The 11,453-nt window shown below is 64.6% G+C and carries 11 protein-coding genes and 2 pseudogenes; 8 read left to right on the forward strand and 5 right to left on the reverse strand.

The window, feature by feature from the left end; all coding sequences use genetic code 11:
• Positions 1–7: 7 nt before the first annotated feature.
• Positions 8–619: a TetR/AcrR family transcriptional regulator gene (locus AWC25_RS14525; RefSeq protein WP_069402313.1), complete on the reverse strand. Its 612-nt coding sequence runs from the start codon at positions 617–619 to the stop codon at positions 8–10.
• Positions 620–736: 117 nt separating this feature from the next.
• Entirely contained in the window at positions 737–1,702 is a 966-nt protein-coding gene (locus AWC25_RS14530) for an alpha/beta hydrolase (RefSeq protein WP_069402314.1), read from the reverse strand.
• 197 nt (positions 1,703–1,899) lie between these two features.
• Here AWC25_RS14530 and AWC25_RS14535 point away from each other — a divergent pair, with 197 nt between their 5' ends.
• Positions 1,900–2,565, forward strand: a complete 666-nt coding sequence (locus AWC25_RS14535; protein ID WP_069402315.1) for a nitroreductase family protein — start codon at positions 1,900–1,902, stop codon at positions 2,563–2,565.
• Between the two features lie 11 nt (positions 2,566–2,576).
• Here the strand turns inward: AWC25_RS14535 and AWC25_RS27695 are convergent, their stop codons facing one another.
• The gene (locus AWC25_RS27695; RefSeq protein WP_069402316.1) at positions 2,577–3,011 is read right to left on the reverse strand and encodes a cupin domain-containing protein; all 435 of its coding nucleotides are present in this window, start codon (positions 3,009–3,011) and stop codon (positions 2,577–2,579) included.
• A 7-nt stretch (positions 3,012–3,018) separates the two neighbouring features.
• Positions 3,019–3,639: a sigma-70 family RNA polymerase sigma factor gene (locus AWC25_RS14545; RefSeq protein WP_085166991.1), complete on the reverse strand. Its 621-nt coding sequence runs from the start codon at positions 3,637–3,639 to the stop codon at positions 3,019–3,021.
• A gap of 425 nt (positions 3,640–4,064) precedes the next feature.
• Here AWC25_RS14545 and AWC25_RS14550 point away from each other — a divergent pair, with 425 nt between their 5' ends.
• From AWC25_RS14550 to AWC25_RS14565, 4 genes and pseudogenes are all read left to right on the forward strand, one after another.
• Positions 4,065–4,706, forward strand: coding sequence for a hypothetical protein (locus AWC25_RS14550; protein WP_142278845.1), 642 nt, complete (start codon positions 4,065–4,067; stop codon positions 4,704–4,706).
• 454 nt (positions 4,707–5,160) lie between these two features.
• Positions 5,161–6,495: an oxalate/formate MFS antiporter gene (oxlT, locus tag AWC25_RS14555; RefSeq protein WP_084229511.1), complete on the forward strand. Its 1,335-nt coding sequence runs from the start codon at positions 5,161–5,163 to the stop codon at positions 6,493–6,495.
• A 113-nt stretch (positions 6,496–6,608) separates the two neighbouring features.
• Positions 6,609–7,799 (forward strand): cytochrome P450, encoded by a 1,191-nt coding sequence (locus tag AWC25_RS14560; protein ID WP_085166993.1) that lies wholly within the window; start codon positions 6,609–6,611, stop codon positions 7,797–7,799.
• A 201-nt stretch (positions 7,800–8,000) separates the two neighbouring features.
• A pseudogene (locus tag AWC25_RS14565) lies at positions 8,001–9,333 on the forward strand (ISL3 family transposase).
• 6 nt (positions 9,334–9,339) lie between these two features.
• Here the strand turns inward: AWC25_RS14565 and AWC25_RS14570 are convergent.
• Positions 9,340–10,041 (reverse strand): plasmid pRiA4b ORF-3 family protein, encoded by a 702-nt coding sequence (locus AWC25_RS14570; protein WP_169717131.1) that lies wholly within the window; start codon positions 10,039–10,041, stop codon positions 9,340–9,342.
• 529 nt (positions 10,042–10,570) lie between these two features.
• Between AWC25_RS14570 and AWC25_RS27840 the strand changes: the two are divergent.
• From AWC25_RS27840 to AWC25_RS26595, 3 genes and pseudogenes are all read left to right on the forward strand, one after another.
• Positions 10,571–10,657, forward strand: a pseudogene (locus AWC25_RS27840) (hypothetical protein); the annotation flags it as partial.
• A 109-nt stretch (positions 10,658–10,766) separates the two neighbouring features.
• Positions 10,767–10,907, forward strand: a complete 141-nt coding sequence (locus tag AWC25_RS26845) for a hypothetical protein (protein ID WP_158089752.1) — start codon at positions 10,767–10,769, stop codon at positions 10,905–10,907.
• Between the two features lie 64 nt (positions 10,908–10,971).
• Positions 10,972–11,394 carry an integrase catalytic domain-containing protein gene (locus AWC25_RS26595; RefSeq protein WP_158089753.1) on the forward strand — a complete coding sequence of 141 codons (423 nt, stop codon included), beginning with the start codon at positions 10,972–10,974 and terminating at the stop codon, positions 11,392–11,394.
• The last annotated feature ends 59 nt before the right edge of the window (positions 11,395–11,453 follow it).

Below are 11,453 nucleotides of genomic sequence, written 5' to 3' on the forward strand. Positions count from 1 at the left end.
TTTCAGATCACGTGGTGAAGATGCTGTTGACCAGGGCGGCGGCGCGTTCGACGTAGGGCATCGGCGTGTCGTCGCCGTCGTCCTCGGGTTTACCGGTTGCCCATTTCTCCAGGCCGGAACGCACTGCCGTCAATGCCAGGGCGGCGATCAGGGCCGCCATTTCGTCGTCGGGCCGCATCGCCTGGCGGCGGACGACGATGTCGGTCAACTGCAGCTGGAAACGCTCCAGGTCGGCCAGGAAGGCGGCCAGCACCGGGGGCGAGGATTTGGCGAGTTCTAGCATGTCGGCCGCGTGCTCACGCGGCGGCGGAACGTCACGCAGATGGTGAGCGGCCAGCGTGATCAGCTCGGCCAGCACCACGGAGTACGGGGCGGGCCCGGCGGCCACGAACTCGGCGACGAGCTCGGGCGGTATGTCCGAGGGTCCGTAGGCGATCGCGGATTCTTTGTTGGGGAAGTAGTTGAAGAAGGTGCGGGTGGAGATCCCTGCTTCGGCGCAGATTTCGTCAATGGTCACCTTGTCGAAGCCGCGTTCCAGCGACAGGCGCACCGCGGCGTCGCGGATGTCGGCGCTGGTCTCACGCCGGCGCCGCTCGCGCAGTCCGATCTGGTTGGCCATACCTCTATCGTTGCACGAACTGCAAACTTTGCGGTACAAAACCGCGGCGCAGCGTCCCGGCTGGTTCCGCCCGGCAGGGCTTCTCGTCGCCCCAGTTGAGTGAAAGCGTGTTGGGGGTTACGCGGGCTGTTTGCCGGAGTCTGCCGCCGGTGGTGGCGACGGTGGCGAGCTGAGCGCCGCCCAGAGGGCATCGCGCTGGCTGGCGAAGAAGTCCCGGGAAACCGGCGCGTACTCCACGATGCGATCGAACGCGTGGAATGCGCCGGGGACGATCTTTTCGCAGACGGGGACACCCGCCGCACGCAGACGCCGCGCGTAGTCGAGGCACTCCCGATAGAACAGGTCCAGCGTCCCGACGCCGATCCAGGCCGGCGGCAGGCCGGACAGATCGGGCCGTCTGGCTGGGGCGGCCTCGATTGGATCCGCTCCGTTGAGGTACCACCGCCAGGCGAGCTGGTTGTCGCTTTCGGTCCACATGATGCGCTTGGCGCCGGACGGCGCGGCGCCGGTCCGATCGTCCAGCATCGGGTACGCCAGCATCTGGAAGGCGAGGTGGACATCTTGGCGGTCGTGGGCGCGCTGCGCGATTGCGGCCGCGAAATGTCCACCGGCACTTGCGCCGCCGACGGCCACGCGATCCGGATCGACCCACGGCTGTACCGCCAGCCACAGCAACGCCGCGTAGCAGTCCTCGAGCGGCGTCGGATAGGGATGTTCGGGCGCCAGGCGGTGCTCGACTGCGGCCACCGCCACACCGGTCAGGCGGGAGAGCTTGCGACAGTACTTGTCGTCCTGCACGGCGGTGCCCATCAGCGTGCCCCCACCGTGAATCCACAGCAGGGCAGGCGCGCGATCGGGAAGACCGGGCGGGCGATGTAGACGCACCGTGACATGCTCGTTGACCCGTGCCACGGGGATGTGGCGTAGCCGCCCGGCGTTGGCTATCAGTTGGGTGAGTGCGCGCGGCACCCGGTAACCGCGGTACAACGCGTACCCGCGGGGCACGAAGCGACCGGCGTTGCGCAAACCCGGATCCAACGCGCGTTGCGACGTGAAAACGTCGGCCCCCGGGATGTTCGGCATGACTGACCATACCCGGCAGGCAAACCCGCGGGGCGCTCATTGGCGTGAATTCCTGCTCGTCGGGCAGCGAGTCTGGGCTCAGTCACGGTGCAGCGCAACGACTCTGCCGCACGGACACGGATGAGTCTTCCGGCTGGGACTGATATTCCACGACGCCGCCTGAACACTTCTGACGCCGCTGCGGCACGATGGTGCGCATGGACTTGTACGACGTCATGCGAACCACGCCGGCCGTGCGCGAATTCACCGACGACCCACTGCCCGATGAGGTGCTGGAGCGCATCCTCGAGCACGCCCGCTTCGCGCCAAGCGGTGGGAACCGGCAGGGTGTTCGCGTCGTCGTGGTGCGCGATCAGGACACGCGCTGCGCGCTGGCCGAACTCGGGCTACCCGCCGCCCGCCGCTATACCGCGCAGGTTGCAAACGGTGAGTCGCCGTGGAATCCGTTGCGGCCGCCCGGCATAGACGCCGCCACGATCGAGGCGACGCAGCCCCCCGCGCAAATGTCGGCGCCGTGCCGGCAAGCACCGGTCGTCCTGGTGGTTTGTCTGAACCTTGGGGTCGTCGCCGCCACCGATCAGAAGTTGGACCGCATCGCGGTGGTACCCGGGGCGTCGGTGTACCCATTCGTCTGGAACCTGTTGCTCGCCGCCCGCAACGAAGGCTACGGGGGCGTGCTGACGACAATGGTTGTCGCCGAAGAGGAGAAGGTCAAGGATCTTCTGCACATCCCCGACCCGTACGCGATCGCCGCCGTGGTGCCGCTCGGCAAACCCGTACGCCAACTGACGAAGTTACGACGGCGACCGGTGCCGGAGTTCGTCACTTCCGAGTTTTTCGACGGGGCGCCGTTCGCCGGCTGAATTGATTCTGGTCAGTTGAAGGGGCAGCCGGGATTTGCCGCATCCTCGGCGAGCGGTTTACCCGGCGGCAGGATGTAGATGATCTCCAGGACCACCGGTGTGCTGCCGAGGTTCCGGCCGATGTGCACGTGGTCGGATCCCGCAGGTTCGGTGACCGGGTCACCCGGGTTGTACACCCCGTCCACCGAACAATCGGCTGCGTAATGGGTCAGGGTCCCGTCCTTGACCGCGCCCACCAGGGTGCCGTCATGCCAGTGCCACCCGGTGCTGCCGCCCGGAGCAATGGTGATATCCCGGACGATGAAATCCCGTCCGTCTTGCGAAGATTGGCTTAGCTGTCGCGAAGTTACTCCGATACCGGCGGTTGCGGAACTGCGCGCTGGCGGGGTGATGAGCAAGAGTAGGAGCAGGGCTGCAAGTGTTCTGAGGCGCCGTGAAGAAGGCATCGAGATGCTAGGCCGCAATCGTCACGTCGTCGTGCTCGCGGATGTAACGATTCTCGACGGCGAACTCCATCAACAGCTTTCGCATGTTTCGCCGTCCGCGGTGAATGCGAGACATGACCGAGCCGAGTGGAATATCGAGGATCTCGCCGATCTCCTTGTACCGGAGGCCCTCGACGTCGGCGTAGTAGACAGCCAACTGCTGCGCCTCGGGGAGCTTTTGCAGCGCCTGGCGAATCTCGTGATCGCCCATCGATTCCAGCGCTTCGGCTTCCGCGGACATTCGGCGTGCCGACTGCTGGGTGGCCGCGCCGAGCACATAGTCACCGACATCGTCGGCCAGCCACTCGGCCGGGCGGCGCGCGGCGGTGCGGTAGTGATTGATGCGGGTGCGGTTCATGATCGTGTACAGCCACGCGCGCAAGTTGGTGCCGTCCTGGAAGGACGCGAAGCCGACGTAGGCTTTGACCATCGTTTCCTGTACGAGATCCTCGGCGTCGGCGTGGCTTTGGGTGCAGCGACGGGCTGCCCGATAGAGCTGATCGAGCAGCGGTATGACGTCGCGTTCGAATCGGGCGGCGAGATCGTCGACGCGCGTGGATGGCTCCGGATCAGGCGGGGATAGCGACATGAGCGTCAACCTCGTAATCGTCGAACTCAGTTATGTCTTCTGATCTCAGCAAGCATCCGGCGGCGTTTCCAATGACTGGTTATGATCCCGGCCATCTCAATGAGAGATGACCTCTTAAGCGGGTTGTCGCGATCGCAGACTAGGCCGCAGCGAACGCGCGTTTTCAATTGTCTGCAATTGTCGGCCAGGCCCGCCGGGTCCGCGGTGCGGCGCCGGTCGGACCTGATGCGGGAGTGCCAGCCTTGCAACTAGGAGGTGACACGTCGTGGTGGTAATTCGGCGGCGGCAACCAGAATGAAGCGGCGGCGGCCACCGGTCGGCGGGCGACATCGACTCGCGATGCTGAAGTGGCCGATCATGGCCGGCAGCAAAGGCGCCGTGTTGCACCGGGGAAGACAGGATTGAACAAACAAAATAAGCCGTTGGTGGTCGAGCTGACACGGGGAGCGATTCTTCCCGCCGAGCTGAAAGACCTCCTGGTGCTGGCCGCCCACGACGCCAAGTGCGTCATGGTGACGCTGGTGTGGTCGGACAACAGTCAGGCATCGACCACCGACATCGACGAGATCGACCCCATTGAGGATGCCGAGGACATCAGATCCGTGTTCGGCAAATTCGTGTACGACAACGGCTCGACGCTGACCGTGGTGCTGCGGCGGTACTACCGCAACGTCTTGGAGGCGGCGGGACCAAGCGCCGTACAGCGCCAGTCCGCCATCGCTCAGTACTGGGCCAGCCTGCCCGACCGCAGCTCGCTCACCTACATCGCGGCCAACTGGGTGCGATCCTTGCCGATCGCGCTGCTCGGTGGCGCGGTCACCTTCTTCATTGCGGGCTTCTTCCATGGTGGGCGGCACCACATGGCGCCGTGGGCGCTGCGCATCGGGTTCTTGCTGATCGCACTGTGCGCATATCTGTATGTCCGTTCCGCGCACGCCACCCACGGTTTTTCTAAATTGATCCTGCTCGCGCGCCGTCCCCGCCGGGATACCTGGACGATCGTGGCCGGAATCTCCGGAATCGGGGCGCTGGTTCTCAGTCTCATCGCTTATCTGTTTCCGCGGTGATACTCAACTGACACCGTGTGGCGATGCAGGATCTGAGTCTCATCGTCGGTGTGACTAGGAGACGGGAAATCTCAGCAATCGATACCGCGCCCACCCTGCCGCGGTCCTGCCCGGAGCGCCATATCCTGGCCTGATAATCACGAGTTATCGCGTTTACCGTTTGTTCACCACGGAATGCGTTGTCCGGCAGGCGTTTATGATGATTTCTCTACCGATTGGTGTAACTGAAAGTTGATATGCTCGCCACCGTCCGTAATGTTCCGGTAACAAGCGAAACCTACTGTTAGCGGCGCACATTGGCGTCAAGTCGACTTATGAAGTCCGAAATCTATTTGCTGGCAAACTGTTTCGATTGCCATGAATGAAAGTTAAGCAAATAGGCGAAGACAGCGACGGTCACTCGGATTCCGGTCGGCCAGACTGCCAAATGCTCAGAGGCGGGCCATGTTTCGGAATGGAGAGAACGACATTGACGACTCGTACGGGCACCTTGGACGACGCGGCCGCAACTACTGCGCCAACAATCTCGCGAACCCGCTGGCTGCAGCTCGGCCTTGGCCTGCTATGCATGATGACGATCTCGAGTCCGCAATATGTGTGGACGCTGATGACCAAGCCGCTGGGTGCCAAGCTGGGCATTGCCCTGCCTGAATTACAGGTGACTTTTTCAATCCTGGTGTTCTTGCAGGCGTTCTTCTCGCCATTCCAGGGCGCGCTCATCGACCGTTTCGGACCGCGCAAGCTGATCTCGATCGGGACGCTGCTGGCCGGGGTGAGCTGGATGCTCGCCTCCTACGCGCACACCGTGCCGATGCTGTATCTCACCTATGGCGGTGTCGGCGGGCTGGGCACCGGGATCGTCTACGTCGGCGTGGTGGGGCTGATGGTTCAGTGGTTCCCGGACCGGCGTGGTTTCGCCGCCGGCGTAGTTGCGGCCGGTTACGGGATGGGCGCGATCGTCACAACCTTTCCGATCTCCTCGTCGCTGGCGCAGCGAGGCCTGGACTCGACGCTGTGGTTGTTCGGCCTGATCTTCGCGGTGGTCGGATTCCTTGGCGCGCAGGGCTTGCGAGTACCGCCCGCGGCGGCGAGCTCGACTGTGTCGACCGCTCTGCCGTCCACGTCGCGCGATTATCGGCCGTCCGAAATGCTCAGGCGGCCACTCTTCTGGCTGATGTTTTTGATGATGACCATGATGGCGACCTCGGGGTTGATGGCTACGTCGCAGATGGCGACCTTCGCGGCCGACTTTGGGGTGAGCAAGGTCTTGGTGTTCGGGCTCGCAGCCGTCCCGTTGGCCTTGACGATCGACCGCTTCACGAATGGCCTGACCCGGCCGTTGTTCGGTTGGGTGTCGGATCGGATCGGCCGGGAGAACACCATGGGCTTCGCCTTCGCTCTCGAGGGTGTCGCCATGACATTCTGGCTATTGACGCGACACGACGCCGCGCTGTTCGTCCTGCTGTCGGGTCTGGTGTTCCTCGGGTGGGGTGAGATCTTCTCGCTGTTCCCGTCCACCTTGACCGACACCTTCGGAACCCGTTTCGCCACAGCAAATTACGGCTGGCTGTACATCTCGTTCGGAATTGGGTCGGTTTTCGGAGGCCCGCTGGCGGCCTTGCTCCACCAGCAGGTGGGTAGCTGGATTCTGGTGTTCGTCTGCGCTATCACGCTCGACCTGACGACTGCGGCGCTGGCCGTGTTCGTGTTGAAGCCTCGGCGTGCGCGTTTCCTCGCTGGCGGACGTTCCGAAGATTCGGCCGAGGAGCCGGTGGGAACGGCTGCGTAGTACGCCATTAGTCGCGGAAGGCATTGCGGTGCAGCGCATCGCGTCGTCAATTGGTTGGAATGCTGCGTGCTCTGGCTCGTCGAGTTTGCTCTGTCGTGATTACCTCGGTGCACATGGGGGCACCCGACATCGATCTCACGGACGGCCGCTTCTACGCGGACAGGAACGCGCGCGAGGCGTACCGCTGGATGCGCGCCAACCAGCCCGTCTTCCGTGACCGCAACGGACTGGCCGCGGTCGCCACGTATGCGGCGGTGATCGAGGCCGAACGCAATCCGCAGCTGTTCTCCAACGCCGGCGGCATTCGACCAGGGCTCGCGCCGATGCCGTACATGGTCGAGATGGATGATCCCGGACATCTGTTGCGGCGCAAGCTGGTCAGCGCCGCCTTCACCGGCAAGCGGGTGAAAGCCAAGATACCGCCGATCGCGGCGCTATGCGACGAGCTGATCGACCGAGTGTGCGAACGTGGACGCTGCGACTTCGTCCGAGACCTCGCCGCGCCGCTGCCGATGGCGGTGATCGCCGAGATGCTGGGGGTGCCGCCGGAGGAGCGGGGTACGCTCTTGCGCTGGTCCGAGGTGCTGATGGGTGGCGCACGGCCGGACGACCAGGAGGCGCTACATGCGGTGGTGGCAGTGTTCGGCGAGTATGCCGCGTTCGCCGCGGATGCAGTTGGCAAGCGTCGCACCGAGCCGAGGGATGACCTGTTCAGTGTGCTGGCGAACGCCGAGGTCGATGGGTGCCGGCTGGCGGACGAAGACATTGTGCACGAGTCCTTGCTCATCCTCATCGGTGGCGGCGAGACAACCCGACACACGCTATCCGGAGGGGTCGCGGAATTGGTCAACCACGAAGACCAATGGGACAGGTTGCGCCGGGAACCGACACTGGTGCCGTTCGCGGTCGAAGAAATGCTGCGGTGGACCTCGCCGATCAAGAACATGTGCCGAACACTGACCGGCGCAACCGAATTCCACGGCGCACCATTGCAGTCCGGTGAAAAGATAATGCTGTTGTTCGAATCGGCCAACTTCGACGCCACGGTCTTCGACGATGCCGACGACTTCCGTATCGACCGCAAGCCGAACAGCCACCTGGCGTTCGGCTTCGGCACGCATTTCTGCCTGGGCAACCAGCTGGCGCGGCAGGAACTCGCGATCATGCTTGCCCGTTTGCTAGACCGGCTGCCCGACCTGCGCCTCGCTGATGGTGCGGAATTACCCTTGCGACCGGCGAATTTTGTCAGCGGCCTGGAGTCGATGCCGGTCGTGTTCACGCCATCTGAGCCCGTCGCGGCATAGTAGCCGCCGCTGAGAGCCGGATCGGGTGGTGTTTCGCCTAGGTGATTGATCCGTGGCGGCGATAGGTGCGATCCGCTTTTGCCACTTTTTCGGCTCTTCGCAGTTGAGGGTGTAGAGGTGGTCGGCGCGTCGTTGCCGGGATAGGGGTCGAGGTCTCTCGAAGATGAAGGTTCCTACACGCCTCATCTGAAAGATCTCGACGTGCCTGACGCTACCGGTGGGGGGGCTTTGCCTGCGCTGACCTGACCACTTTTTTGTCGCCTCGATGAACTCGGGTTGGAGGTGACCGGTCAACGCCTCACTGCTGATCGTGTCGTGCTGGCGTGCAGGATCGCCGCCGAGGATCGGTGGTGCCGCCGTTGCGGTGAAGAAGGCAGTCCGCGCGACAGTGTTACCCGCACGCTGGCTCACGAGCCGTTCGGGTGGCGGCCGACCACGTTACTGGTCACGATCCGCCGCTACCGGTGCGCCGGATGCGCTTGTGTGTGGCGCCAGGACACCGGCGTGGCAGCCGAGCCACGCGCCAGATTGTCCCGGCGAGTGCTGCGCTGGGCGCTGGAAGCCCTTGTCTGCCAGCACCTGTCGGTGGCGCGGGTCGCTGAAGCGTTGGCGGTGTCGTGGAACACCGCCGACAACGCCGTGCTCGCCGAAGGCCGGCGGGTGCTCATCGCCGACCCCGCTCGTTTCGACGGCGTGGTGGTGCTGCGGGTCGACGAGCACGTGTGGCGGCACACCCGCCGCGGCGACAAGTACGTCACTGTCATCATCGACTTGACCCCGGTACGGGATAAGACCGGCCCGGCCCGGCCCGGCCCGGCTACTCGACATGATCGAAGGACGCTCCAAACACGCCTTCCAGCAGTGGTTGGCCGACCGCCCGAAAGACTGGCGTGATGGTGTGGAAGTCGTTGCCATGGACGGATTCTCCGGGTTCAAGACCGCCACCGTCGAGGAGCTTCCCGAGGCGGCGACGGTGATGGACCCCTTCCACGTGGTGCGGCTGGCAGGCAATGCCCTCGACGAGTGTCGACGCCGGGTGCAGCTGGTGACCTGCGGGCACCGCGGCCACAGCAGCGACCCACTCTACCGATCGCGACGCACCCTGCACACCGGTGCTGATCTGCTCACCGACCGGCAGAAAGCCCGCCTGGCCGCACTGTTCGCCATCGACGCCCACGCCGAGGTCGAGGCCACCTGGCAGATGTACCAACGCACCGTGGCTGCCTACCGCGAACCCGACCGCAGCAAGGGCCGCGCCATGATGGCCGCATTGATCACCACGCTGAGCACCGGCGTCCCCAAGGCCCTGCAGGAACTGATCACCCTCGGGCGGACCCTGAAGAAACGGGCCGCCGATGTGCTGGCGTACTTCGACCGCCCCGGCACGTCGAACGGGCCGACCGAAGCGATCAACGGCCGCCTCGAACACCTCCGCGGCCCGGCCCTCGGTTTCCGCAACCTGACCAACTACATCGCCCGATCACTCCTGGAAACCGGCGGCTTCAGAGCCCAACTCCGTCAACCTCGGCAGTGAAGAGCCTCAACTCGTGGCCAGCGCGGCCAGAGCGGCGTTGGTCTCGGCCACCGAGAAACGGTCGGGGTGCCAGCCACGGGGTAGCCAGTCCCGCATCTCCTCCGCACCGAGCCCCATCGGCGTTGCCTGCGGTTCGTACCCGCCGCGAACCCACGCTGCTAACTCCTCATAGCCGCCCAGGCCACCACAGTCCTCCGGCGGACAGGCCATCTTCCCCTTCAGACAGACCGGCTCCGTGGGTGGATCATCGAAAACGTCTTCGACCACCAGCACGTGCTCCCATCCGTCGCCGAAGTCGTAGTCATAGAACAACCGCTCGCCCTTGCCGGACAACACCTGATCGAGCCGCACGCTGTCCTCGACGACACCTACGTCGCCTTCGCTGAGATCAAACCCGGTGACAAAGTAGGCACGGGAACGCCGGTCCTCCCCGACACCGAACGTATGCAGATGACCGTCCTGCCAGCCCATCGCCACCTGCAGCACGACATGCAACTCATCGAGCCTGAGGTCGCCTGGCAGGTCCAGACGACGCCAGATCGGCGGCTTGGCATACATCAGATCCACCCGCACCCGGAAACCCCGCGTACGCTCCGGCACAGCCCGCACCTCGGGCACCGGCTCATCGAACACTCCCGCGAACACGTCCCGGCCAGCATCGGCCATCAGCTTCTGCAGCAACGCCAGATCCGCACCGGCCCTAGACACACCGCTCTTCCTCTTCCGCTTCCCCTTCGGCACACCCCCAGCCAACCAGACCCCTCGATCACTAGACGAGAGCAGCCGACGAACCGCTCTACACCCTCAACTGCGAAGGGCCCATTATCGGCGACGAGCGGAGCTGCGTGCGTCGTCGAGCCCGGCGCTCGCGCCCAGCAGGGTAGCGCTGCGTAGTGTCGCCTCCCGCTATCCCCGGCCGGGCACGCTGCCATGAAATCGTTCTCCAGCCTGTTGCACAGAAAGCATCTTGAATCGTCGGCGCTGGGACACCCGCGAGCAACTGCGCATCGCGATCGTCACGTGGATCGACCTGGCGTGTTCCCGGTGGTTGAGTCCAGACGGTTTTGGAGTCCTGTGGCCCGAGGTCGGGCCGGAAGGGACGATGAAACACATGGCTGGTCGCGAACGGCATTCCGCGGAGGACATCGTGCGCAAGCTGCGCTGCGCGGATGAGCTGGCCGCTGAGGGTAAGGACGGCGAGGAGATCGCCGCCGAACTGGGTGTCTGACCGGCGACGCTGTACAACTGGCGACGCATCTACGGCGGGATGGACACCGATGCCGCCAAGGAACTCAAGGAGCTGCGCGAGCAGAACGCCGGGCTCAAGCGGCTGCTGAGTCGAGGCCGAGCTGGAGAAGGACGCGTTGCGGGAGGTCGCCAAGGGAAAATTCTGAGCCCAGCGGCCAAGCGCCGCGCCGCGCCGCGCCGTCGACATGCTCAAGGACACCGTGGACATGTCGGAACGGTTGGCGTGCAAGTCCGTTGGGCTGGCCCGCTGCACCTACCGCCGCCTGCCGCTCGGGCAGACCCCCGACGATCCGGATGCCGAAATGCGCGCCTGGCTGCGTTCCTAGGCCACCAAACACCCGTGCCATGGGTTTCGGCGTGCCTGGGCGGCGTTGCGCTTCGACGAGCGTCGTGAGGTCAACAAGAAGAAGATCCACCGGCTGGGGCGCCGAGGAGGGCCTGCAGGTCCGCGTGCACAGCCCCCGCAAGCGGGCCGGGATCTGCTCGGTCCCGCTAGTGGAGGCCGATGCCCCGAACGTGATGTGGGCGATCGACTTCCAGTTCGACTCCACCGTGGACGGCAAGGCGATCAAGATCGCGTCGATGATCGACGAACACACCCGCCTGTCACTGCTGCATGTGGTGGAGCGCTCGATCACCGGCGAGCGACTGGTGTTCGAGTTGGAGAAGGCCTTCGCCGCCGCCGGCGGCCCGCCGACGGTGCTGCCGATGGACAACGGGCCGGAGATGGCTTCCCAAGCTGTGCAACGGTTCTGCGAGAACACGACCGGGATGGTGTACATCCCGCCGGGGTGTCCTCTCTTAACCGGCTAATCAGAATATTTGATTGTGTGCGACACGCCGTTGTTCTGCGGTTCTTGACCCGTGGTGGT

Source organism: Mycobacterium sherrisii, assembly GCF_002102355.1.
Taxonomy (GTDB): domain Bacteria; phylum Actinomycetota; class Actinomycetes; order Mycobacteriales; family Mycobacteriaceae; genus Mycobacterium; species Mycobacterium sherrisii.